Source organism: Bacillus paranthracis (assembly GCF_001883995.1).
GTDB classification, from domain to species: domain Bacteria; phylum Bacillota; class Bacilli; order Bacillales; family Bacillaceae_G; genus Bacillus_A; species Bacillus_A paranthracis.
In genome coordinates, this window is the sequence record NZ_MACE01000062.1 from 76,735 (window position 1) to 101,313 (window position 24,579).

Here is a 24,579-nt window from a genome sequence, read left to right on the forward strand (position 1 = left end):
GCTGACCAATCAGTCAGTTATATTATGTATTAGACTGACCAGTTGGTCAATATAATACAAAGGGAGCGCAAACATGAACAAAATTATTAATTTTTCGTTAAAAAATAAGTTCGCAGTTTGGCTACTAACCATTATCGTTACCATTGCAGGTATTTATTCTGGGCTGAATATGAAGCTGGAAACAATTCCTGATATTACAACACCTGTTGTAACAGTAACCACGGTTTATCCTGGTGCTACACCAGAAGAAGTAGCTGATAAAGTTTCAAAACCGATGGAAGAGCAACTGCAAAATTTAAGTGGTGTAAACGTTGTTAGTTCATCATCTTTTCAAAATGCATCTTCTATTCAGGTAGAATATGATTTTGATAAAAATATGGAAAAGGCTGAAACAGAAATAAAAGAAGCTCTCGCAAATGTGAAACTGCCAGAAGGCGTAAAGGACCCGAAAGTTTCACGTGTAAACTTCAATGCCTTTCCTGTTATTTCATTAAGCGTAGCAAGTAAAAATGAATCTTTAGCTACCTTAACTGAAAATGTGGAAAAAAATGTTGTGCCAGGATTAAAAGGACTTGATGGAGTCGCATCTGTTCAAATTTCAGGTCAACAAGTAGATGAAGTACAACTTGTCTTTAAAAAAGATAAGATGAAAGAATTAGGTTTAAGTGAAGATACTGTAAAAAATGTAATTAAAGGATCGGACGTATCTTTACCACTTGGCCTATATACATTTAAAGGCACAGAAAAATCAGTTGTTGTAGATGGAAATATTACAACAATGAAAGCATTAAAAGAATTAAAAATCCCTGCTGTTCCTTCATCAGCAAGCAGTCAAGGTAGTCAAACTGCTGGAACTGGTGCACAAATACCACAAATGAATCCAGCTGCTATGAACGGGATTCCGACAGTTACATTAGACGAAATTGCTGACATTAAGGAAGTCGGAAAAGCAGAATCTATTTCTCGAACAAATGGAAAAGAAGCAATTGGAATTCAAATTGTCAAAGCTGCTGACGCCAACACAGTTGATGTTGTAAATGCAGTGAAAGATAAAGTAAAAGAACTTGAGAAAAAATATAAAGACTTAGAGATTATTTCAACATTCGACCAAGGTGCACCTATTGAGAAATCAGTAGAAACAATGCTGAGCAAAGCCATTTTTGGTGCTATTTTTGCGATTGTTATTATTATGCTGTTCCTACGAAATATCCGAACAACATTAATCTCTGTCGTTTCCATACCACTTTCTTTATTAATTGCTGTATTAGTCATAAAGCAAATGGATATTACACTTAACATTATGACGCTTGGAGCAATGACAGTCGCTATCGGGCGTGTTGTGGATGACTCCATTGTTGTTATTGAAAATATTTACCGACGTATGTCGTTATCAGGAGAGAAACTACGCGGGAAAGATTTAATTCGTGAAGCTACGAAAGAAATGTTTATTCCGATTATGTCTTCTACCATTGTAACAATTGCTGTATTTTTACCGCTTGGACTAGTAAAAGGTATGATTGGTGAAATGTTCTTACCATTCGCCTTAACTATCGTCTTCGCTTTATTAGCATCGTTACTAGTAGCAGTTACAATCGTACCGATGCTAGCTCATTCTTTATTTAAAAAAGAGAGCATGAGAGAAAAAGAAGTACATCATGAAGAAAAACCAAGTAAATTAGCAAAAGGTTATAAACGTATACTTGCATGGGCTTTAAATCATAAAATCATCACATCAAGTATTGCTGTCCTTCTATTAGTTGGTAGTCTTGCACTTGTTCCAATTATCGGTGTAAGTTTCTTACCATCTGAAGAAGAAAAAATGATTATTACAACGTACAACCCTGAACCAGGTCAAACGTTAGAAGACGTTGAAAAAATTGCAACGAAAGCTGAAAAGCACTTCCAAGATAATAAAGACGTCAAAACAATTCAATTCTCATTAGGTGGCGAAAACCCAATGAGTCCTGGTCAATCGAATCAGGCAATGTTCTTCGTACAATATGATAACGACACGAAAAACTTCGAAAAAGAGAAAGAACAAGTCGTTAAAGATTTACAGAAAATGTCTGGAAAAGGCGAATGGAAAAATCAAGACTTCGGAGCAAGTGGCGGTAGTAACGAAATCAAGTTATACGTTTACGGAGATAGCTCAGAAGACATTAAGCCTGTCGTAAAAGATATTCAAAACATAATGAAGAAAAACAAAGACTTAAAAGATATAGACTCTAGTATTGCAAAAACATACGCAGAATACACTTTAGTCGCAGATCAGGAAAAGCTAAGTAAAATGGGTCTAACGGCTGCACAAATTGGAATGGGACTTTCTAATCAACATGATCGCCCTGTTCTGACAACAATTAAAAAAGACGGTAAAGATATCAATGTATATGTAGAAGCTGAAAAACAAAATTATGAAACAATCGATGACTTAACAAATCGTAAAATTACAACGCCGCTTGGTAGTGAAGTGGCTGTAAAAGATGTGATGACTGTAAAAGAAGGAGAAACTTCGAATACAGTGAAACACCGCGATGGCCGTGTTTATGCGGAAGTAAGTGCAAAACTAACATCTGATGACGTTTCAAAAGCATCCGCCGCGGTTCAAAAAGAAGTAGATAAAATGGACCTTCCTTCTGGCGTAGATGTTTCTATGGGAGGCGTTACAAAAGATATTGAAGAATCATTCAAGCAACTTGGCTTAGCGATGTTAGCTGCGATTGCTATTGTATACTTCGTTCTTGTCGTGACATTTGGCGGTGCTCTTGCACCATTCGCAATTTTATTCTCGCTACCATTTACAATCATTGGAGCCCTTGTTGCCTTATTAATCTCTGGTGAAACGTTAAGTGTCTCTGCAATGATCGGTGCCCTTATGTTAATCGGTATCGTTGTAACAAACGCAATCGTGCTTATCGACCGCGTTATTCATAAAGAAAATGAAGGTCTATCAACACGTGAAGCTTTATTAGAAGCTGGTGCAACACGCCTTCGCCCGATTTTAATGACTGCAATTGCAACAATCGGTGCTCTTATCCCGCTCGCATTAGGATTTGAAGGTAGCGGCTTAATTTCTAAAGGACTTGGTGTAACAGTAATTGGTGGATTAACAAGTTCAACATTATTAACACTTCTTATTGTTCCAATCGTTTATGAAGTATTAAGCAAGTTTAAAAAGAAAAAAGTAAAGTAACAAAAAAATAACCTCGCTAACTGCGAGGTTATTTTTTATTTCCAAACAAGATTAGGAAATCACCATATCCTTCTTTTTCTAATTCCTCTGTTGGAATAAATCGAAGAGCTGCTGAATTTATACAATAGCGAAGTCCATTTGGTCCTGGACCATCTGGAAATACGTGGCCGAGATGTGAATCTCCTTCCTTACTTCTCACTTCTGTACGCGTCATATTATGACTCACATCCATTTTTTCCTTCACACTAGCTGACATAACTGGCTTCGTAAAACTAGGCCATCCACATCCACTATCAAATTTATCTAGAGAAGTAAACAAAGGTTCACCTGAAACGATATCTACATAAAGACCTTCTTCTTTATGATTCCAATACTCATTTCGAAATGGTGGTTCTGTACCATTTTCCTGTGTTACATAAAATTGCATCTCACTGAGTTTTTCCTTTAAATGAGCATTATCCTTTGGCCAATGTTGCTTAATAAACGCATCTCGCCCTGAGCCCTTACGGTATAACTCGTAGCGGAATTCATTTTTCTTATGATATCCTTGGTGATATTCCTCTGCGGGATAAAACGTAGCAGCTGGCAATATTTTTGTCGCAATCGGCTTTGAAAAGCGCCCACTCCTTGCAAGCTCTTCTTTTGAAGCCTCTGCTTTTTTATGTTGTTCTTCATTATGATAAAAAATCACTGTTTCGTAAGACTGTCCACGGTCATGGAATTGCCCGCCTACATCAGTCGGATCAATTTGTCTCCAATATATATTTAATAACTCCTCATACGGCATTTTATTTGCATCAAATGTAATTTGTACTGCCTCATAATGTCCCGTCGTTTCTGAACATACTTCTTTATATGTTGGATTCTCTTTATGACCACCTGTATAGCCAGAAACAACCTTTATAATTCCTTCCATCTCTTCAAATGGCGAAACCATACACCAGAAGCACCCTCCAGCAAATGTAGCTAATTCTACCTTTTCATTTACAACCATTCTTTCACCCCTATTCTATCTTCTCCTTACAGTATGGCATAAGAAACATCATGTTATAAAAGAAAAAGCATCGAACATCGATGCTTTTTTAATCTGTCTCCTTTGTAACGGACAGTAAAACCTCCAATGATTAAAGTTTGACTTTATTTACGAGGTTTTAAGGAATCTTGAAAATGAAAAGTATTATTTATTAGTAGCAAAATAAATATTTATATATTTGCCTTAAAATCTAATTCTAATAATATGGAATTGCAAATACATTTGTTGAAAATAAAATCATAAAGTGTATTAATTTACTTTAAAAGGAGAATTTGTGAAATGAAAAAGTTACTAGTATTACCAGCAATCGCTTTATCTTTAATTGGAACAGGGACAGCTGCAGCATCAGTACCAGAAACGCACATGAATAAAACTCCTGAAGTAACAGAAATTCAGCTAGGAAATGGCGATGATTCAATCATCATGTATTCATCATCAATATTACTAGGGAGTCAAACAGTCTCCTTTGATCATGGCTCTGGGTCCGGTTATTTTTGGAATAAATCTGGAGATGACCTTACATTTTGGATTCAAAACACAGGGCCAAGTACTTTACGCTATAAACTTATAAATTCAGCAGGCCATACGCTTTATCAAGAAAGTATAAGTCCAGGGGCGCAAAAAACTCTTTACTTTAGTACTAGTTGGTCAGATTGGGTATCAAGTGGAAAATATACCATCTCTGCATATACTGATCATGGTGGTGTTGATTCATTTAAATTTGCAGCAAGGGCATTTCCAGAAGGGTTTTAAGATCACAAAACATATTTATTTAATTATATATAAATATATATAATTATTAATTAAATTGTCTTTACGTTAATAATAAATAAACCCCCAAATCATGGACACTAAAAAAGTCTATGATTTTGGGGGTTGGTGCATTTTCACGCTCATTCCTCATTAATAATGGAAACGATGATAAAAGTGAGATACAGGAAATGAGCAAAATTATTTTTAATGAAATACAAAGGAGAATTCTTTTGTTAAATTATCCACTTTATAGGGTACAGTTCATTTCTTACTTCACTTTATTTTTTCCCAGCGTCCTTCTCCATTTCATCACTTGTCACATCTAAGACATCTAATAAGAAAATGAAGATTGGAATACCGATAATTAATCCCCATACACCTAAGAAGTGTTCCGAGAAGATTAATACCATAAACGTATAGAAAATTGGTAAGTTTGTTTTTTGCGACATAAGCTTCGGATTTAACACGTAACTTTCAAGCGCATGAATGACTGTTACGATAACTAAAATATAAACAACGTACATAATACCGCCGATATTGTAAGCAATCATACAAAGCGGGAATAACGAAATGATAACCCCAGCTACTGGAATTAAACCAAGTAAGAAGATCATTAACGCTAAACCTAATAATTGTGGGAATCCTAATATCCATAATGCAATAACGGATAAAACGCAGTTAACAACTGCAATTAAAAATTGTGCCTCAATTACTTTTCCGAATGAACGTGCAAATTTCTTACCGAAGTACTCGATTTCAGTATAGAAAATTGCAAGTCTGCTCTCTTTAAATTTTGCAGTAAAAGCAACGATACGAGCTTTCTCCAATAAGAAAAATAAACTTAAAATTAAAGAAAGTAACACTTGAAGGCCAAATTTCCCAACATTCGTAATCGATTTATACAAAATGTCAACGCCTTGTCCTACATACTTCGAAAGTTCCATATGATTAACAGCATTAACTGCATACTTAATTAATTCACTGTCCGGTGGGTTTCTTAAAAATACGTTAAATTGATAAATCAATTGTGAAATTTGTATCGTTAATACTGGTAAATATTTAAATAGCGTAATAGCAATTCCACCAATTAACATGACATATAGAAATGCTATAATGAGTTTTCGATTAATGGGCATGAAATGATCTAATTTGCGGGAAATAAACTTTTGGAATCGATCCATTAAATACGTAAGAATAAACGTAATTAAAATTAAATTCAACATACTTTGCAGCCCGTATAACACGAGGGCAAGTATTACTAATACGAGTAACCTCTGAAATCCTTTGCTTTGAAACAGGTTTTTTATTTGCATAATCGACGAGTACTCTCTCCTGTCCTATAAAGTAAAACGTTAATAAGTAGATTTTTCTCTTTTTTCTACTTTTAATTATTCATTCATATTAAGATTTTTATAAGCTCATTATACGCCTACCTTAGCAGATCTATAGTAGCTTACTTCTTATTTTACAATACAATGACCTAATTCAAAACGTATTCTACACAGTATTAATGAAGATTTAAGGAAACTTACATTTTGTCACAATAGGTCTTACCACTACTGTAACATAAAAAGCAAGCTATCAGTAGAAATCTGTCCTACAAATAGCTTGCTTTTCTCATTTTTTAAGTAAGTTTTACTATCCAATGAATGGCATGAACATCGGTATGACAACTACCGTTACAACTCCAACTACTGTTACAGCAATACTTGCCATAGCTGCCTCTACTTCACCCATTTCAATTCCTACTGCCACTCCTAATGCATGACCTGCTGTTCCAAGTGCTAAACCTTTTGCAATTGGATGTTTCACTCTAAATGTTTTTAAGAATAACGCTCCTAATGCGTATACAATGACTGCGTTAAAGATTACTGCAAATGATGTAATTGCTGGTATACCACCAATACTTTCAGAGATTGGTAATGCAATTGCTGTTGTTGCCGCTTGTGGTAACATTGAATTCATTACTGCTGTATCTAGGCCAATTGCTTTTGCAACAATGAACACGACAATTACTGAACAAATAGATCCAACCACGATAGCTGATAAAATTTGCCACCAATATTTTTTCAACTTATCCACTTGTTTATATAATGGAATTGCAAACGCGATTGTTGCTGGCTCTAAGAAAAAGCTAATCATTTTTCCACCAGTATTATATTCTTCGAAAGTAAAGTTACCTACTTTTAAAAAGACAATCCCTAATACCATCGCTACGAATAATGGTGTGAATAAGAAGAACCCTTTTGAATGCTTGAATAATAATGTTCCGATTCCGTATGCGATTAATGAAACGACGATTCCGAAATATGGAGTCATTGTGCTTGCCATGTTCATTCCCTCCTAACAATATATACTAAAATGGTTACGCAACTTTTCCGTGCTTGCGTCCTTTATTTACTACTTTCAATTCTTTTGTATCTTCTGTTTCTTTTTTATCTTTTCCTAAAATAAATTGTGCAAATAATCCTGTTACAGCGAGTAAAATAACTGTTGCAACAACAATAACAGTTAAAATTTGTACAAAATATTGTCCCATTACACCAAGAGAATTAATAACTGAAATACCTGATGGGACGAAAAGAAATCCGATAATACCTGTTAAAGCTGTTCCAAGTGATTCAACTTGTTCCAATTTAATAACCTTTAAACATAGTAGACTAAATAAAATGACTAATCCGATTACCGATGAAGGCATCGGAATTGGTAAATGTGTTGCAATAATATTAGAAATTAACATAATAGCTGAGAATATGAATGCTTGTGATAAGAAACTATATACTTTTTTCGTACTCATTTTAGCCACCTCTTTCGATTTGGTACCTTTATTGTATAGGATATAACCGCCTTAGTAAGCGTTTACATAACAGAACGTCAAATATACAGAATCAGTTACAAATATAAAAGGATGAAATACAAAAGCTGCTTCTTAAATACGAAGCAGCTTCTTGAGTTCTTTTGCATATGTACGACTAACAGGTACTTTTGATCCTTCTTTCATAATTAAATTATAAGTAGAATTGAACCACGGCTGGATTTCAGTAATATGATTAATATTTGCAATGAAGCTACGATGTACACGCATAAAACTTGCTTGCGGCAACTTCTTTTCCAAAATCACAAGTGTATCGTGTGTTATATATGTGTCCCTCATTGTTTTTACTGTTACTTTTCCATCCACAAGTCCTACATATATAATATCTTCAATATTTACAAGTACGATTGATTCTTCAATTGGTAATGCTAATTTATGCATATCTGCCGTTACATCTGCCCCTTTTATTTCTTGCTTCGTTTCTATTTGCGACTGCTTTTGTTTTTTATACTTCTTTAATGTTTGTACAATACGTTCTTCATCAAATGGCTTTAAAATATAGTCTAACGCATCTACTTCAAATGCTTGCAGCGCATACTGATCGTATGCAGTAGCAAATACAATTGCAGGTGGATTTTTCATCTTCTTTAATATATTCGCGATTTCAAATCCGTTATCATCAGATAACTGAATGTCTAGGAAAACAATATCTGGTTTGTTTTTCATTAACTCTTCTAATGCGTCCTCTACACAATCAGCCTCACCAATTATCTCAACTTCCTTCGTTCTCTCTAATAAATACTTTAGTTCATCACGTGCTAACATTTCATCATCAACTACTAGTACTTTTAACAATCTGCTCTTCCTCCCCTACTTTTTTCGGAATAACAAAAGTAACCTCTGTCCCCTCATTTAATTCACTTTCAATATGAAGCATCGTTTCTTTCCCAAATAACCCAATAAGACGTTCATTAATATTATATAAAGCTGTTCCAGTCCCTTTCTTTGACGAAACTACCATCTTTCCTAATTGTTCTAAACGTTCTTCCTCAATTCCCTGCCCATTATCTTTTACTTCAAAATGAACCATACCCTCTTTTTCAAAAACATGCACTTCCACTTCGCATACTGGTTGCTTCTTCGGAAAGGCGTGTCGCAACGCATTTTCAACCAATAGTTGAAGAACAAATGGTGGTACTAAAGTTGTCTTTAGCTCATCCTCAATATACACCTTTACTTCATACTTATTTGGAAACCTTGCTTGTTCTAGCGATAAGTATGCTTGGACATGGTTTAATTCTTGTTCTAGTGGAATCAATAACTGACGTGCCCCTTGTAAATTACAACGGAAATACACACTAAGCTGTAATAATAACTTCCTTGCTTTTTCTACATCTGTTCGGCATAAAGCTGATACTGTATTAATCGCATTAAATAAAAAGTGTGGGTTAATTTGTGCTTGTAATGCCTTTATTTCCGCATCTTGCAATAATTTACTTTGCAACTCAGCTTCCCCTAATTCAAGTTGTGTAGAGAATATTTTTGCTAACCCTTCTGCTAATTCCTCTTCCACACGACTTAACTGGTTAGGATTTTTGAAATACAGTTTTAATGTCCCTATCGTATTTCCATGTGAAGTTAGTGGAATAACAATCGCCGCTTGCAAAGGGCATCCTTCATGTTGACAATTAATGACCTCACGTGATTTTGCTTTCATTATTTTTCCTGTGTGTAACACTTCTTTCGACAAACCAGTTATTAAACTATGTGAAGGAATATGGTGATCTGATGCTAATCCAACATGAGCTAATATTTTCTCTGTATCTGTTAAGGATACCGCATCAGTTCCTGTAAAGCGGTGAATAATTTGTGCCACATGCTTACACGATTCTTCTGTTAAGCCTTGGCGAAAATACGGTAACGTTTTATCTGCAATACGTAATACCTTATGAGTCTGAAGTGCCTTTGCATTCTCTTCCTGGCGCAAAATAGCTTGTATCATAGAAAGTAAAATAAAACTTCCAAAGCTATTTACAAGGATCATTGGTATCGCAATTGTCTTCACAATACTCATTCCATCCTCTACAATCAATAAGATCATAATCATTTCTAAAGAAACGATAAACACACTTAAAACCGCTGAAAATTTAGGCGTAATTGTACGATTATACTTTTTGAAAATGTATCCAATATAACCTGTTATAACCCCCGCTAAAATTGAAGAGATTGCACAACTTAGTGCAGTCGTCCCGCCAAGCATATAACGGTGAATACCAGCAATCGATCCTACTCCAATTCCAACGATAGGTCCGCCAAGCAATCCACTAATTCCAACACCCATAATACGTGTATTCGCGATTGTGCTCGATGAAGAAACACCCTGTAGCCAATTTTCATTCATAATCGTATTACCCGCTATTTCAATCCCAGTGTAATTGCTTACAATTGTAAACACCGAAAAAATACAAATAAGCTTAAGCTTATCTACATAACCATCTTGCTTATGAAGGAGGCGCCTAAATGTTTTAATATGCGAAAGTAAAAATCCTAAAATAACAATAAGTCCGACGCGTTCAATCATCATAAGTACTAAATTTAGCATCTGTGATTCATTCCTTTTTATAGTAGTTAGTTTTATTATCGGAAAATAGTGAAGTGGGCGTCAAGAAGAATGAAATACCTTTTGCAATATTTTACACATAACAATTCCCTCTTTATTTGACAATCTAATAGAAGAGTGCTAAAAATAAAGTAATATAATACAGTCCTTTAACCCAACCCCGTGAGGTTGAGAAGGAAGTCGGAATACAATATACGTATGTTCTTTTCTAGGAATACGTATGCTTTTTTGGCCTTCTCATCATATCAGGTGAGAAGGCCTTTTGTTATTCTTCCATAGCGACTGTAGAAGAAAATAAGGAGGAATAATGATGAACGTCACTACTGATGTACAATCAACAACAGAGGAGACGAAAGGGAAAAGATATAAAACATTATTTGGGTCTGCGCTAGGATATGCAGCAGAAGGCTTAGATATGTTGCTCTTATCTTTCGTACTCGTCTACATTTTAAAAGAATTTCATTTAAGCCCTGTTGAAGGTGGGAACTTAACTTTAGCTACTACAATAGGAATGCTAATTGGGTCTTATTTATTTGGATTTATTGCTGACTTATTTGGGCGTATCCGTACGATGGCCTTCACAATCTTACTATTTTCACTCGCGACAGCACTTATTTATTTCGCAACAGATTATTGGCAATTATTAATTCTTCGCTTTTTAGTAGGAATGGGAGTTGGTGGTGAATTCGGAATTGGGATGGCCATCGTAACTGAAACATGGTCGAAAGAAATGCGCGCAAAGGCAACATCTGTTGTGGCACTTGGATGGCAATTCGGCGTACTAGTCGCTTCACTCCTACCAGCATTTATCGTTCCACACTTTGGATGGAGAGCCGTTTTCTTATTTGGACTCATTCCCGCACTACTAGCTGTCTATGTCCGAAAAAGTTTAAGTGAACCGAAAATATGGGAACAAAAACAACGATACAAAAAAGAATTGTTACAAAAAGAAGCTGAAGGTAATTTAACAACTACTGAGGCAGAGCAATTAAAGCAAATGAAAAAGTTCCCACTTCGAAAGCTATTTGCAAATAAAAAAGTAACGCTAACAACAATTGGTCTTATTATTATGTCATTCATCCAGAACTTCGGATACTATGGAATCTTTACATGGATGCCAACTATTTTGGCTAATAAATATAACTACACATTAGCAAAAGCGAGCGGTTGGATGTTCATCTCTACGATTGGCATGCTCATTGGAATTGCAACTTTTGGTATTCTAGCCGATAAAATTGGTCGCCGTAAAACTTTTACAATCTATTATGTTGGTGGTACTATATACTGTCTCATTTACTTCTTCTTATTCACAGATTCAACATTATTGCTATGGGGAAGTGCATTGCTTGGATTCTTTGCAAATGGCATGATGGGAGGATTCGGAGCAATTTTAGCTGAAAACTATCCCGCTGAAGCCCGTTCTACAGCAGAAAACTTTATTTTCGGTACTGGACGTGGTTTAGCTGGCTTTGGACCTGTTATTATCGGATTACTTGCTGCAGGTGGTAATGTAATGGGAGCATTATCTCTTATCTTCATTATCTATCCAATCGGTTTAGTTACAATGCTATTATTTGTCCCAGAGACGAAGGATAAAGTATTAGAATAGATTGAAACTACACAGTGTACGATCTTCCTTCAAGAAAGATAGTTATATAAATAGTAAAGAGGAAGCATCTCTAATGAAATGCTTCCTCTTTTGATATAAAATATACAATTATTTATTTTGATCTACTAGCTTTTTGGAACAAGAAAGAAGTTTGCTCTTCTTCTTTTACAATACCTTGTTTTAATGCTAGTTCCCCTGCCACTTTAGGCGCTAGCCATAGCATTGGGAACAACAGAACAGATACTGGGACAGCTGTTACTACGATGAATGATTGCAATGCATTAATACTTCCCTCACCCATATATAAAAGAATTGCCGCAACTGCTCCCATAATAAGCGACCAAAAAATTCGTAAGCTAATTCTAGGATCTCCGTCTCCAGTCACTGCCATCGAAATCGAATAAGCCATTGAATCTCCTGTTGTCACTACAAATAAAATTGTTAATAAAAGAAATGCCGGTCCAATAATATGAGAGAGTGGCAGTTGCTCTGTAATTGCAATCATAGCTGCCGGCATACCAGATTCACTTAATGCGGTCGATATAGAACCAGGATTCATTAACTCATAAAACACACCTGATCCTCCCAAAATCGTAAACCAAAACGTTGTAATAATAGGTGCAATAATTCCAATTGCAACGATGATTTCTCGAATCGTTCTTCCTCTTGAAATGCGGCTCACTAAAATTGCCATCATTGGTCCATATCCAATAAACCATCCCCAGAAAAAGATTGTCCACGACCCTAACCAACCTGTATCACCACGGTATGTGCTCATTGGAATAAATTCATTTACATAAAATCCAAACGAAGAAACAAATGCATCAATAATAAATCCACCTGGTCCACATAATAATACAAATACCATTAATAAAATCGCTAATTTAACATTTAAATCGCTTATAATTTGAATCCCTTTATTAATTCCTGTTACTGCAGATATAGTAGAAACCGCAACTACACAAATGATAATTGCTAATTGAGTAGTAAACACATCAGGAATATTAAACAACGCTTGTAGACCATAACTTGCTTGTAGCCCTAAAAATCCGATTGGACCAATCGTCCCTGCAGCTACCGCAATAATGGCAAATGCATCAATCATTGTTCCAAGCAAACTCTTTCGCAATTTCTCACCAAAAATAGGATATAAAAGCGTTCGAGGTTTTAACGGCATACCTTTATGATAATGCCCATACATCATAACTACCGCACTGATTGTACCTAAAATCGTCCACGCTAGGAAACCCCAGTGCATATAACTTTGTGCTAAAGCAGGCATTACTGCTTCTTTCGTTCCAGCAGATATACCTTCATGTATCGGCGGCACCGTCATCAAGTGGTACATTGGCTCTGCAGCTGCCCAAAAAACGCCACCTCCGGCAAGTAATGTCGACATAATAATAGCAAGCCACTTTGCCGTACTAATCTCAGGTTTTTCTAATCCCCCAAGTTTAACTCTTCCATATTTCGAGAACGCCATACACATTGCAACAATAAATGTACCAATTAATAAAACTTGCCAGAAGGCACCAAAATATTTAATTGAAGCTGCAAAACTGCTATTAATGACTCCCTCTACATAATTTTTATTTAAAAAAACCGCAATTACAAATAATAAAAGCGAACCACCACTAATAAGAAATACAGGCCAATCCGTTTTTCGACTCTTCATCCTCATTTACACTTCCTCCTTCCTCAGCAATCTAAAAAAACAACTTTATTATGTTTTATTGTTTACACCCAAAACACAATGATTATATAAGCATAATAATTTATCTATTTACTACACACTTATGTTGTCCCTAAAAATATGCTAAATCCCTTATTTAAAAGAAAATTTCTATTCCTCTTACATAAAAAAGCAAAATAAAAGACCTTATATTTCTATAAGGTCTTCGAAACAGAAATTTGATTATAACATAAGGAACTCCTTGGTTCAAAAAGCTCCTTCCAAAAATAACCGAGGGTAAAGGCTTCCATTTGCTACGTAACAGTAGTTAAAAAAAAATTATATTTTTACAGAAAATGCCCTATACTACAAACTATTTATGAAAAAAATTCGGCTTCAAAATTTCATTCGGATACGGTTTATGATAAATATGAGTAGTAGCTGGAGATAATGGCGGAATGAGCCACACCCAATTGCCCGTTACAATACGACCGGAAGCAGCTTCTTGCTTCTCAAATTGCTGAAATTGTTGCGCCGCAGTATGATGGTCAACAATACTGACTCCTTGTTTTTTAAAGGAATGTAAAACAGCCACGTTTAATTCAACTAATGCCTTATCTTTCCATAACGTACCGTTTCTTGATGTATCCAAATCCATCATTTCCGCAACTGCTGGAAGTAAATTATAGCGATCATGATCCGCTAAGTTACGTGCCCCAATCTCTGTTCCCATATACCATCCATTAAACGGAGCTGCTGTATAGGAAATACCGCCAATTTCTAAGCGCATATCTGAAATCATTGGAACCCCGTACCATTTTACTCCAAGTGACGAAATTGGGTATTCTGGGTGTTCAATTGGCACCTCTTTTACTTCTTCTTTCGGAATTTCTTTATATATCGGCGCTTTTCCATCTATAGAAAACACAAGTGGCAATACATCGAAATTCGTACCTTCTCCTTGCCAGCCAAGTTCTTGACAAAAATCTGTAAACACAGCGGAATGAGAGTCACCAATCACTCCCATTTCTGTTTTATATCCTGCATACCGAATCAATTGGTGATTATAAATTCGTATATTATTTTCTTCACCTTGATATTGCTTAAAAATTGTAATGGTCGGTTTCACTTTTCCGTCGTTCGTTGCATATTGAATATGATGAATTAATGCATTATATATACCTTCCTCATCATTTACTTCACGTGCATCTAATATGTGCATCTTACTCCAAAATAGTCTTCCGATACATCGATTACTATTGCGCCATGCCATTCGCGATCCGTGAACAAGTTCTTCAAATGTATGTTCATACGTCCCCGTCTTCTCTATTTCAACTCGAATTTCTTTCATGCGTTCTTCTATGAATTGTTCTTTATTAAGCTCTTTATAGCAAATCGTAATAAAATGACTCGCTTCCTCTATTAATTGCTTCGTTTTACTCATAAGCGATCTCCTTCTATTTCAACAAAACGTTACTACTTTACAGTATAAGCAAAAAGAATAAGAGTCACAAACGAAAGTCGAAGTGTTACTTTTATTGTACTATCTTTCAGAAAATTAAGAGATTACTATTGACTTTCATGAAAAATAGGTGTATTTTTTACTCAGGTAAATTATTTTTACCTAGACCAACTTTTAGAGAGAAAGGAGGAAATGTCATGTCTTCATTTCAATTGCCAAAGCTTTCATATGACTATGATGAACTAGAGCCATATATCGATAGCAATACACTTTCTATTCATCATGGAAAGCACCATGCGACATACGTAAATAATTTGAATGCCGCATTAGAAAACTATTCGGAATTACATAATAAATCTTTAGAAGAGTTACTATGTAATTTAGAAGCTTTACCAAAGGAAATTGTTACAGCTGTCAGAAATAACGGTGGTGGACATTATTGTCATAGTCTTTTTTGGGAAGTAATGAGCCCACGGGGTGGCGGCGAGCCTAATGGAGACGTTGCAAAAGTAATTGATTATTATTTCAATACCTTTGACAACTTAAAAGATCAACTGTCTAAAGCAGCAATTAGCCGTTTTGGAAGTGGTTATGGATGGCTTGTCCTTGATGGTGAAGAACTTACTGTAATGAGTACACCTAATCAAGATACACCTTTGCAAGAAGGAAAAATCCCATTACTTGTCATTGATGTATGGGAACATGCCTATTATTTAAAGTACCAAAATCGTCGCCCAGAATTTGTTACCAACTGGTGGCATACAGTGAACTGGGACCGGGTAAATGAAAAATATTTACAAGCAATTCAATCACAAAAACATTAGTCGTGCGTATAAGGTAAGTTTGGTAATGTAAAATTAGTATTGTCGAAATCCTCCAGAATCCCCCGGATTGCCACCGGGGGATTTATGATCATTTCATTGCATGTATGTAATAACGTAATACTTTTTCTATTTCTATTTTCAACCCTCGGAACGGGAATCCTAATTCATTAGCTTTTCCATTATGTAATGTACAATTAGTCAATTCATTATAAGGTGCTACATGATCTCCTACTTCTTGAATGAGTGATTTTATTCCCGTATTTTCTTCTATAAAATGAATAATTTCCCGAGTAGAAACTACCCCGTTGCTACAAGCATTAATTGGCCCTTCTATATCTTTCATCCCACACCAAGCTAAAAATTCCCCGGCTTCTTCTTCATGTATAAACGACAATTTTCCATCTAGATCATTCACTGCGACAGGTTCTTCTCTCACAATATGTTCAACGTAAAATTGTAACCTTTTCGTATAATCGTTTTCTCCAATAACAACCGGAAAACGAGCTGCAACAACTGGGAATGTTGCTTGTTGAAATACAACGGCTTCGGCTAATCTCTTTCCTTCACCATAATTGAAGTCATTCCTATCTCCATACGCGATTGCATACTCGTACGGATTAAAGTCTTCTTCTGATAAGCTTAGTGCAGGTTCATAGACAGCCATTGAAGATGTCATAACATACTTCTTCGTTTTCCCTCGTAACACTTCACATATTATCTTCGCTGCATTCGAGCTATAGCATAAATTATCGTATACAATATCATAACTTTTATCTGTTAGACGCTCTGTTAGTTGTTTTTCATCTTCTCTATCTACAATAAGTCTTTTTACTCTACTCCAAAAAAAATCTTCCGTAATTCCTCTCGTCGCAATCGTTACATCGTGCCCGTCTTGCAAAAGTGCTTCTACTAAATGTTTACCAAAAAATCTAGTTCCCCCTAGCACCAATACTTTTTTCAACTTTATCATCCCCATTTCGATAAATTGTAAAATACTACCTCTCTATTATAAATGCTAACATATAAAAAGCATGGAACACGTTTAACGATTCCATGCTTTTCTACAAAAAATATATTAACGTACTCGATATTTATAAATACAATAACAGAAGTATAAAATAGAAATTACAGATACATAAACCCATAATTCATATACGAATCCCTCTCCCCATACTCCCATAAAATAAAAGAGTGAAGGTAACGTCAATGTTACCCATGATTGTACGAAGGCAATCCTTCCAAGATATTGATTGATGTTCTTTTTTTGTGTATTTAATACAAAGAATAAATACCAAAGTAATGCCCACATAAACCACGTTAACGCATTCACAACATCGTGGAATTGAACAAATGAAACAACCATATAGAATAAAGCAATAATTGCTACCCAAATGCAGAACCAACCTAAACCGCTACTATCCATTCCTTTTATAAAAGTAACACCTACATATAAATAGGTTAATCCGAATAAGAAAGTAGCTGCATATGAATATACCGTCCAATTACTTTGATCAGAAATCATGATTAAATAGAACGGAATAATAATTTGTAGTGCACCCACAAATAAATTAAAAACACCTGCACTTTTCATCTCTGCTTTTCCTAATATAACAAGACTATTTAAAAATAAAGCTGCACCAGAAAGTAATAATCCTACATAACCCATGTATCCTCATGTGAAAACCTTACATTTTCACACTGTACCCTCCCTATCTTGTAAAAATTACATTATTCCTTATTCTCCTTCTTACTTACAACTCCATACAAAGTTTTTTCGAAAATAAGTCAGACTTCCTACCTTAAAAACAATAAAAAAAATCTCTTCGATACATGTCATACAGTGGTGATATTAATCAAAACGCATCACATAATAAAAACGCTTTCAATAATGCGCAACGCAATCAAAAAGCTAATAGGATTATTTGATTATAAACGCACTTTAACAATGATACAAGTATTGAATAATATATTTTCACTATCTCATTCTACTACTTATTCTCATAAAATATTGTACAATCATATTAATTTAGAAAGGTCTGTTATTTATGCCTTTTCATTATTCAATTCACTTTCCTATTTGCTCAACTGGAGTTTTAACGAGAGAACCCGCTACTGTTTCTGCAGTAGTAAACATTGTAAATCTAGATGTATATTACGAACACCCCATAAATCTAGAGGTTTGGGATTGGTCTAATTATTCTAATCCTGTAAAGTTACCTGTATTAATTGGTGAAAATGCAGAAGTAGAATTCCCATATGTTTTACAAGGCCATCATCTCGCAGTCTTTTATGCTAATTTAGATGAGACTATTGATTTGTATGAAATACGTATTTCTTATCCGGCTCACTCCAATATTATTGCAAATTATTTCGGACGAAGTCTCCCACCATATACAAGTCAAGAAGGAAACACAGTATATCACAAACAACTTGTTCGAATTCATTAATTCCTCCTATTATGTAATAGGTGGTGGTTCGTAATATATTCTTTCTTATGAGAAAATTGTATTACGGACCTAAAAGGCGATAGTACTCCTTAGCAGTTTTTGATTGTTCAAAATCCCCAATTTTGTATAAGGAATAGGCTTGAATCAAAACCTTTAATTTCTTTTAATAAATTTACATATGCTCGTTGAAATTGCTCTTATGTTGCTGGCTGATCATAAAGTGAAACTTTAATCAGTAGCATTTTACGGGTAGTTGATTACCCACCTATATCCTTTCCAATAATTTTCCTTATTTATAACAATACCTTTGTAACACTTTTCAATCTTCATTCACTTACTACTAGGCTATATTAAATGCACTTTCGTTCTAAGACGAGAAATAGAGCGTATACTTAATAATCAATATCTTTACTGACATTGAAAATATTGATTCCTACACGTGTTGCCAGTCAAATATTCCTATAAAACAGCGAACGTTCTTTTCTAGGTTAGCTAATAAACTTAGTAGAAAATGAATATAAAAAATGACCTCTTGCTTTTATGCAAAGGTCATTTTTTTATTTATCATTAAACTTCCAAATAGCCATTTTTATTATTTGATTGCCATCTCCAAGAATCTGCACACATTTCTTCTAATCCACGTTTTGCTTCCCATCCTAGTTCACGTTTTGCCTTTGATGCATCTGCAAAACATATTGCCACATCGCCAGGACGACGCTCTGTAATTTTATAAGGAACCTTTTTTCCTGAAACCCTTTCAAATGCTTCAACCATCTCAAGTACACTATACCCTGTACCTGTGCCCAAATTATAAGCATCTACTCCTGTTGTATTCAGTACTTTCTCTAGCGCTTTTACGTGACCTTTTGCTAAGTCTACAACATGTATGTAGTCACGGATGCCTGTTCCATCTTTCGTTGGGTAGTCATTTCCAAATACACTTAATTCTTTTAGCTTACCTACTGCCACTTGTGTGACATATGGCATTAAGTTATTTGGAATTCCATTTGGATCCTCTCCAATACGTCCACTTTCATGTGCACCAAATGGGTTGAAATAGCGAAGTAACGCGATACTCCATTCTCTATCTGCAAATGCTACATCACGCATAATTTGCTCAATCATTAATTTCGTTTGACCATATGGATTTGTTGCACTTAATGGAAACTCCTCTGTAATCGGTGACGTTTCCGGGATACCATATACAGTTGCGGATGAACTAAAAATCATCTTCTTTACATTATGTTTCTGCATTACTTCACATAGCACTAAAGTGCTCGTAATGTTGTTATGATAATATGTTAATGGAATTGCTACTGATTCCCCTACAGCTTTAAATCCTGCAAAGTGAATAACTGCTTCGATTGCATTTTCTTCAAAAATCGCGTCAAGTGCTTCTTGATTTAAAACATCTTCTTTATAAAACTTAAATTGCTTTCCTGTTATTTCTTTCACTCGATTTATAGATTCTACCGAGCTATTCGAAAGATTATCAACTACTATAATTTCGTAACCGCTATTTAGTAATTCTACACATGTATGACTACCAATATACCCTGCTCCACCTGTTACAAGTATTGCCATAATTATAGTCCTCCATATTTCATTCATTATAAACTTCTCAAAGTATATCACATATTTCTTATCCTATGTTTAATATGCGAACACATAAACTTACATTTTATCCCATAATAATTTTATAACATATACGATTCCAATCAAGTAATAAGAAAAACGCCACATAATTTTTGTTATGTGGCGTTTTTCTTATTAAATTACGTAACAATATACACTTAGAAAATGTGCAAGACTACCTAATAATACAAAAACGTGAAAAATTTCATGATGTCCCATATATTTAAACTCTAGCCATTTTGGCTTTGTTCCATAAATAAATCCACCAATTGTATAAAAAATGCCCCCAAGTACTAAGAAAACAATGCCTCCTGTACTTAAATTCTCAGCTAACGGTGCAAAGAATAAAACAATTAACCAACCCATCGTAATATAAATTGCTGTCGATAACCATCTTGGACAATTAAACCAAAACATTTTAAACACAATGCCACAAATCGCAGTTGCATAGACTAAACAAAATAATAGCAAACCACTTGCTGAATTTAATGTAATTAAGCAAAAGGGTGCATATGTACCTGCAATTAATATAAAAATCATAGAATGATCTAGCTTCCTAAAGAAGTAAATAACACGTTCATTGGCCACAACACTATGATATACAGCTGATGCCGTATAAAGGACCATCATTCCAATCCCAAACAAAATAACAGCTGTAATTGCAGCAAATGATGGCATCTTGATAGAAACTTTCACAAGCATAGCTAATAAGGCAATAAATGATAATATCGCTCCACCTAAGTGAGTAAATGCATTAACTGGTTCCCTTACGTAAGCATTCATAATAACACCCCTCATATAATTACATGTAGTTTTAATAACTACGTGTAATTATATACACATTTCTTTTTAAGGTCAACATTTACAATTTATTTGTTTCGTAATACCATATTTAAGGATGTATTAGACATTAAGTTCCACTAAGTTATAAAAGTGAGGGATTCTACGTGGAAAATATAAATGAATTACTTGAGACATTGCATTTAGAAAAAAATATTAAACTTGAGGATATTCCAAATGTCGACTTATATGTAGATCAAGTTGTCCAACTATTTGAGAATACTTATGCAGATACAACGAGAACGGATGATGAAAAAGTATTAACAAAAACGATGATTAATAATTACGCAAAAGGGAAACTATTCATCCCTATCAAAAATAAAAAGTATTCAAAAGAGCATATGATTTTAATTAGCTTAATTTATCAATTAAAAGGTGCTCTTTCCATTAACGACATAAAAAGTTCATTAGAAACTATAAATGACTCCTTATTAAATGATGATTCATTCGAATTAAATACGTTATACAAAAATTATCTTGCTCTTACTGAAAGCAATGTCGAAAGCTTTAAACAAGACGTAAATAACCGTGTTACAGAAGTAAATGAGATTTCTTCCTTAGAAGACACAAAGCTAGAAAAATTTCTACTACTAACATCCTTCGTGACTATGAGTAATATGTATAGACGTTTAGCGGAGCAACTAGTGGATGATTTAAAAGAATCATAAATAAAAACTATCCACCTATTAAAGTGGATAGTTTTTATTTACTTAATTGCTTCATGAACTTTTAGTTGTTTCCCTTTAATCGTTGTAGTCTTCATGACTTTCAAGACAAGTGGTCCTTTTCCATTTAATATTTCAACGTAAGAAACATTATCTTGTATCGTAATAATGCCTATATCTTCTGCTGTAATACCTTTAATTTTAGCGATTGTACCGACGAAATCTACCGCCCTAATTTTCTTTTTCTTCCCGCCATTAAAGTAAAGCTTCATAATGCCTTTGTTGATGTCTGCATTTTTATCTTTCTTTATAATTGGTTTCGCATGTATCTTTTCTTCAAATGCAGCTTTCCCTTTCATAACTTCTTCTTTTGAAGGTCCAATTGCCTTTGGAATTTCAAAGCCAATATACTCCTCAATCTCTTCTAAAAATCTATTTTCATATGGTGTTATAAATGTAATAGCTTTTCCACTATTTCCAGCTCGTCCCGTTCTTCCAGTACGATGTACATAGCTTTCTTTTTCAAGTGGAATATCATAATTAATAACATGTGTAATATTATCAATATCAATTCCCCTCGCAGCCACGTCTGTTGCTACTAAATAACGAAATTTTCCTTTTCTAAAATCATCCATGACTTCAAAACGATCTTCTTGTACCATACCACCATGTATTTTGTCACAAGGATAGTTAGCTCGTTTTAATTGTCTATATACATGATCTACATTTTCTTGTGTACGGCAGAAAATAATACAGCTATCAGGATTCTCAATCGTTGTTACATCTTTAAGTAGTGAAAGCTTCTCGTCTTCTATCGCCTCAAAAAGAGTATGTTCAATTTTATCCGTCGTAATCCCAGCCGCTTTAATTTCAATATGAGTTGGTGCATTCATATATGTACGTGATAACCTTTCAACATCTTCCGGTAAAGTTGCTGAAAATAGCATTGTCATTCTATTTGTAGGTAATTCATCAATAATTGCCTCTACTTGATCGATAAAGCCCATGTTTAGCATTTCATCCGCTTCATCAATCACTAAATATTTTAATCGCTCTAAAGAAAGGGTCCCTTTTTCAATATGATCCAATACACGCCCTGGAGTCCCTACTACAATATGCGTCTTTTGCTTTAACTCTAATTTTTGACGTGCAAATGGGGATTTACCATAAATTGCGGCGGCTTTAATTCTTTTGAATCGCCCTATATTTGTAATATCTTCTTTCACCTGTACCGCAAGCTCTCTCGTTGGTGTTAAAACTAATGCTTGTGGTTTATTCTCTGCCCACTCCACCATTTCACAAAGTGGAATACCAAATGAAGCTGTTTTTCCACTTCCCGTCTGGGACTTCACAACAAGATCCTTCTTTTGTAATGCGACTGGAATAACCTTACCTTGTACTTCTGTTGGATGATCATACCCTAACCCAGTAAGTGCCCTTACAATTTCTTTACTTAATTTATACTCAAAAAACCCTTTTTCACTCATATATTAACCTCATTTTATTCTGTATTATTTTCTTTTTTATCTTTTGTATACGTTACTATCGCCCTACTTATTATACTTGAAACCTCACATAAAAAGATGGATTATGCCAGATTCATCTTTTTACATAGAAATAAACCTTATCATTTCATATATTGTTCAACTACTTGATAACATCTTTTGCTCGTATTATTAGCATTAACCTTTTCATAGAATCCTACATCCACTCAAAAAAAATAAAAAGAATACATACATCCTTATATAATTATCTTAATTTTTCAACCTTTTTATAGACGAACAATATAAAACAAAAAACATTTTAAATTCGTTTTTAACGTTGTTTTTTACATATAAAATCTACTTTTAAAAAAAACGTTAAGAAATCCTTTGACTTTTTAATGAAAACAATGTAAATTATCATATGGACGAACATTTTTAATTAATAAAAATAAAATATTCGTATTTTAGGGGTGTAAATGATGGAAAACGTATTCGACTATGAAGATATTCAATTAATTCCTGCAAAATGTATTGTAAATAGCCGCTCTGAATGTGATACAACTGTCACTTTAGGAAAACATAAATTTAAATTACCTGTCGTACCTGCAAATATGCAAACGATTATTGATGAAAGAATTGCAACGTATTTAGCTGAAAATAATTACTTCTATATCATGCATCGTTTCCAACCAGAGAAACGAATCTCATTCATCAGAGATATGCAATCACGTGGATTAATCGCTTCTATTAGCGTTGGTGTAAAAGAAGACGAGTATGAATTCGTACAACAATTAGCTGCTGAGCACCTTACGCCTGAATACATCACGATTGATATCGCGCATGGACATTCTAATGCTGTAATCAACATGATTCAACATATTAAAAAGCATTTACCAGAAAGCTTCGTTATCGCTGGAAACGTTGGAACTCCAGAAGCGGTAAGAGAATTAGAAAACGCTGGTGCTGACGCAACAAAAGTTGGTATTGGACCTGGTAAAGTTTGTATTACTAAAATTAAAACAGGCTTTGGAACTGGTGGTTGGCAACTAGCTGCACTTCGCTGGTGTGCAAAAGCTGCAAGTAAACCAATTATCGCTGACGGTGGTATTCGTACACATGGCGACGTAGCTAAATCTATTCGATTTGGGGCGACTATGGTTATGATCGGTTCTCTATTCGCTGGTCATGAAGAGTCTCCAGGGGAAACAATCGAAAAAGACGGCAAACTTTATAAAGAGTACTTCGGTTCAGCTTCTGAATTCCAAAAAGGTGAGAAGAAAAACGTTGAAGGTAAGAAAATGTTCGTTGAGCATAAAGGTTCTTTAGAAGACACTTTAATCGAAATGGAACAAGATCTTCAATCTTCTATCTCTTACGCTGGTGGAACAAAATTAGACTCCATTCGTACTGTAGATTATGTAGTCGTAAAAAACTCTATTTTCAACGGTGATAAAGTATATTAATTTTTAAACTTAACTCGAAGGACAAGCAGTTTTATGCTTGTCCTTTTTCATATATAGAAATGTAAAA

General features: G+C 34.6%; 20 protein-coding genes. 7 read left to right on the top strand and 13 right to left on the bottom strand.

Annotation, left to right across the window (positions count from 1 at the left end):
* The first annotated feature begins 73 nt into the window (after window positions 1–73).
* Window positions 74–3,190, top strand: coding sequence for an efflux RND transporter permease subunit (locus BAQ46_RS23490; protein WP_071742898.1), 3,117 nt, complete (start codon window positions 74–76; stop codon window positions 3,188–3,190).
* A 28-nt stretch (window positions 3,191–3,218) separates the two neighbouring features.
* On the opposite strand, the gene msrB is transcribed toward BAQ46_RS23490, so the two are convergent.
* Window positions 3,219–4,184, bottom strand: a complete 966-nt coding sequence (gene msrB / locus BAQ46_RS23495) for a peptide-methionine (R)-S-oxide reductase MsrB (protein ID WP_000261264.1) — start codon at window positions 4,182–4,184, stop codon at window positions 3,219–3,221.
* Window positions 4,185–4,502: 318 nt separating this feature from the next.
* Between msrB and BAQ46_RS23500 the strand changes: the two genes are divergently transcribed.
* Entirely contained in the window at window positions 4,503–4,976 is a 474-nt protein-coding gene (locus BAQ46_RS23500; RefSeq protein WP_071742900.1) for a hypothetical protein, read from the top strand.
* Window positions 4,977–5,254: 278 nt separating this feature from the next.
* On the opposite strand, the gene BAQ46_RS23505 is transcribed toward BAQ46_RS23500, so the two are convergent.
* From BAQ46_RS23505 to lytS, 5 genes are all read right to left on the bottom strand, one after another.
* Window positions 5,255–6,289, bottom strand: a complete 1,035-nt coding sequence (locus BAQ46_RS23505) for an AI-2E family transporter (RefSeq protein ID WP_061131921.1) — start codon at window positions 6,287–6,289, stop codon at window positions 5,255–5,257.
* A 325-nt stretch (window positions 6,290–6,614) separates the two neighbouring features.
* Window positions 6,615–7,307, bottom strand: a complete 693-nt coding sequence (gene lrgB / locus BAQ46_RS23510; RefSeq protein ID WP_000168869.1) for an antiholin-like protein LrgB — start codon at window positions 7,305–7,307, stop codon at window positions 6,615–6,617.
* A gap of 34 nt (window positions 7,308–7,341) precedes the next feature.
* Window positions 7,342–7,773 (bottom strand): antiholin-like murein hydrolase modulator LrgA, encoded by a 432-nt coding sequence (gene lrgA, locus BAQ46_RS23515; RefSeq protein WP_000104902.1) that lies wholly within the window; start codon window positions 7,771–7,773, stop codon window positions 7,342–7,344.
* A 132-nt stretch (window positions 7,774–7,905) separates the two neighbouring features.
* Complete coding sequence (locus BAQ46_RS23520; protein WP_000921833.1) at window positions 7,906–8,646, bottom strand: LytR/AlgR family response regulator transcription factor; 741 nt, start codon at window positions 8,644–8,646, stop codon at window positions 7,906–7,908.
* Entirely contained in the window at window positions 8,624–10,393 is a 1,770-nt protein-coding gene (gene lytS, locus BAQ46_RS23525; protein ID WP_000933576.1) for a two-component system sensor histidine kinase LytS, read from the bottom strand. The genes BAQ46_RS23520 and lytS overlap by 23 nt, the downstream gene beginning before the upstream one ends.
* 328 nt (window positions 10,394–10,721) lie before the next feature.
* On the opposite strand from lytS, the gene BAQ46_RS23530 reads away from it, so the two are divergent.
* A complete protein-coding gene (locus tag BAQ46_RS23530) occupies window positions 10,722–12,020 on the top strand; it encodes an MFS transporter (protein WP_001103440.1) in 1,299 nt (432 codons plus the stop codon).
* Window positions 12,021–12,132: 112 nt separating this feature from the next.
* Here BAQ46_RS23530 and BAQ46_RS23535 read toward each other — a convergent pair whose 3' ends face one another.
* Window positions 12,133–13,701, bottom strand: a complete 1,569-nt coding sequence (locus tag BAQ46_RS23535) for a BCCT family transporter (RefSeq protein ID WP_071742901.1) — start codon at window positions 13,699–13,701, stop codon at window positions 12,133–12,135.
* A 364-nt stretch (window positions 13,702–14,065) separates the two neighbouring features.
* Window positions 14,066–15,136, bottom strand: coding sequence for a nitric oxide synthase oxygenase (locus BAQ46_RS23540; RefSeq protein WP_071742903.1), 1,071 nt, complete (start codon window positions 15,134–15,136; stop codon window positions 14,066–14,068).
* Window positions 15,137–15,351: 215 nt separating this feature from the next.
* On the opposite strand from BAQ46_RS23540, the gene sodA reads away from it, so the two are divergent.
* Window positions 15,352–15,978 carry a superoxide dismutase [Mn] gene (gene sodA / locus BAQ46_RS23550; protein ID WP_000094046.1) on the top strand — a complete coding sequence of 209 codons (627 nt, stop codon included), beginning with the start codon at window positions 15,352–15,354 and terminating at the stop codon, window positions 15,976–15,978.
* A gap of 88 nt (window positions 15,979–16,066) precedes the next feature.
* On the opposite strand, the gene BAQ46_RS23555 is transcribed toward sodA, so the two are convergent.
* A complete protein-coding gene (locus tag BAQ46_RS23555) occupies window positions 16,067–16,948 on the bottom strand; it encodes an NAD-dependent epimerase/dehydratase family protein (RefSeq protein ID WP_071742910.1) in 882 nt (293 codons plus the stop codon).
* 105 nt (window positions 16,949–17,053) lie between these two features.
* The gene (locus BAQ46_RS23560; protein ID WP_000542569.1) at window positions 17,054–17,644 is read right to left on the bottom strand and encodes an AmiS/UreI family transporter; all 591 of its coding nucleotides are present in this window, start codon (window positions 17,642–17,644) and stop codon (window positions 17,054–17,056) included.
* A gap of 379 nt (window positions 17,645–18,023) precedes the next feature.
* On the opposite strand from BAQ46_RS23560, the gene BAQ46_RS23565 reads away from it, so the two are divergent.
* The gene (locus BAQ46_RS23565) at window positions 18,024–18,425 is read left to right on the top strand and encodes a hypothetical protein (RefSeq protein WP_071742905.1); all 402 of its coding nucleotides are present in this window, start codon (window positions 18,024–18,026) and stop codon (window positions 18,423–18,425) included.
* Between the two features lie 567 nt (window positions 18,426–18,992).
* On the opposite strand, the gene galE is transcribed toward BAQ46_RS23565, so the two are convergent.
* Window positions 18,993–20,009 (bottom strand): UDP-glucose 4-epimerase GalE, encoded by a 1,017-nt coding sequence (galE, locus tag BAQ46_RS23570; RefSeq protein ID WP_000996533.1) that lies wholly within the window; start codon window positions 20,007–20,009, stop codon window positions 18,993–18,995.
* Between the two features lie 186 nt (window positions 20,010–20,195).
* Entirely contained in the window at window positions 20,196–20,843 is a 648-nt protein-coding gene (gene trhA, locus BAQ46_RS23575; protein WP_000995364.1) for a PAQR family membrane homeostasis protein TrhA, read from the bottom strand.
* Between the two features lie 164 nt (window positions 20,844–21,007).
* Here trhA and BAQ46_RS23580 point away from each other — a divergent pair, with 164 nt between their 5' ends.
* Window positions 21,008–21,568: a DUF1836 domain-containing protein gene (locus tag BAQ46_RS23580; RefSeq protein WP_000427879.1), complete on the top strand. Its 561-nt coding sequence runs from the start codon at window positions 21,008–21,010 to the stop codon at window positions 21,566–21,568.
* 38 nt (window positions 21,569–21,606) lie between these two features.
* Here the strand turns inward: BAQ46_RS23580 and BAQ46_RS23585 are convergent, their stop codons facing one another.
* On the bottom strand, window positions 21,607–23,052 hold the full coding sequence (locus BAQ46_RS23585) for a DEAD/DEAH box helicase (RefSeq protein WP_001290603.1): 1,446 nt from the start codon (window positions 23,050–23,052) through the stop codon (window positions 21,607–21,609).
* Window positions 23,053–23,528: 476 nt separating this feature from the next.
* On the opposite strand from BAQ46_RS23585, the gene guaC reads away from it, so the two are divergent.
* Entirely contained in the window at window positions 23,529–24,512 is a 984-nt protein-coding gene (gene guaC / locus BAQ46_RS23590; protein ID WP_000432434.1) for a GMP reductase, read from the top strand.
* Window positions 24,513–24,579 lie beyond the last annotated feature (67 nt).

Coding starts and splice junctions, on each gene's coding strand:
- BAQ46_RS23490 (WP_071742898.1), top strand. CDS start 74: ATGAACAAAATTATTAATTTTTCGTTAAAAAATAAGTTCGCAGTTTGG.
- msrB (WP_000261264.1), bottom strand. CDS start 4,184: ATGGTTGTAAATGAAAAGGTAGAATTAGCTACATTTGCTGGAGGGTGC.
- BAQ46_RS23500 (WP_071742900.1), top strand. CDS start 4,503: ATGAAAAAGTTACTAGTATTACCAGCAATCGCTTTATCTTTAATTGGA.
- BAQ46_RS23505 (WP_061131921.1), bottom strand. CDS start 6,289: ATGCAAATAAAAAACCTGTTTCAAAGCAAAGGATTTCAGAGGTTACTC.
- lrgB (WP_000168869.1), bottom strand. CDS start 7,307: ATGGCAAGCACAATGACTCCATATTTCGGAATCGTCGTTTCATTAATC.
- lrgA (WP_000104902.1), bottom strand. CDS start 7,773: ATGAGTACGAAAAAAGTATATAGTTTCTTATCACAAGCATTCATATTC.
- lytS (WP_000933576.1), bottom strand. CDS start 10,393: ATGCTAAATTTAGTACTTATGATGATTGAACGCGTCGGACTTATTGTT.
- BAQ46_RS23530 (WP_001103440.1), top strand. CDS start 10,722: ATGAACGTCACTACTGATGTACAATCAACAACAGAGGAGACGAAAGGG.
- BAQ46_RS23535 (WP_071742901.1), bottom strand. CDS start 13,701: ATGAGGATGAAGAGTCGAAAAACGGATTGGCCTGTATTTCTTATTAGT.
- BAQ46_RS23540 (WP_071742903.1), bottom strand. CDS start 15,136: ATGAGTAAAACGAAGCAATTAATAGAGGAAGCGAGTCATTTTATTACG.
- sodA (WP_000094046.1), top strand. CDS start 15,352: ATGTCTTCATTTCAATTGCCAAAGCTTTCATATGACTATGATGAACTA.
- BAQ46_RS23555 (WP_071742910.1), bottom strand. CDS start 16,948: ATGATAAAGTTGAAAAAAGTATTGGTGCTAGGGGGAACTAGATTTTTT.
- BAQ46_RS23560 (WP_000542569.1), bottom strand. CDS start 17,644: ATGGGTTATGTAGGATTATTACTTTCTGGTGCAGCTTTATTTTTAAAT.
- BAQ46_RS23565 (WP_071742905.1), top strand. CDS start 18,024: ATGCCTTTTCATTATTCAATTCACTTTCCTATTTGCTCAACTGGAGTT.
- galE (WP_000996533.1), bottom strand. CDS start 20,009: ATGGCAATACTTGTAACAGGTGGAGCAGGGTATATTGGTAGTCATACA.
- trhA (WP_000995364.1), bottom strand. CDS start 20,843: ATGAATGCTTACGTAAGGGAACCAGTTAATGCATTTACTCACTTAGGT.
- BAQ46_RS23585 (WP_001290603.1), bottom strand. CDS start 23,052: ATGAGTGAAAAAGGGTTTTTTGAGTATAAATTAAGTAAAGAAATTGTA.
- guaC (WP_000432434.1), top strand. CDS start 23,529: ATGGAAAACGTATTCGACTATGAAGATATTCAATTAATTCCTGCAAAA.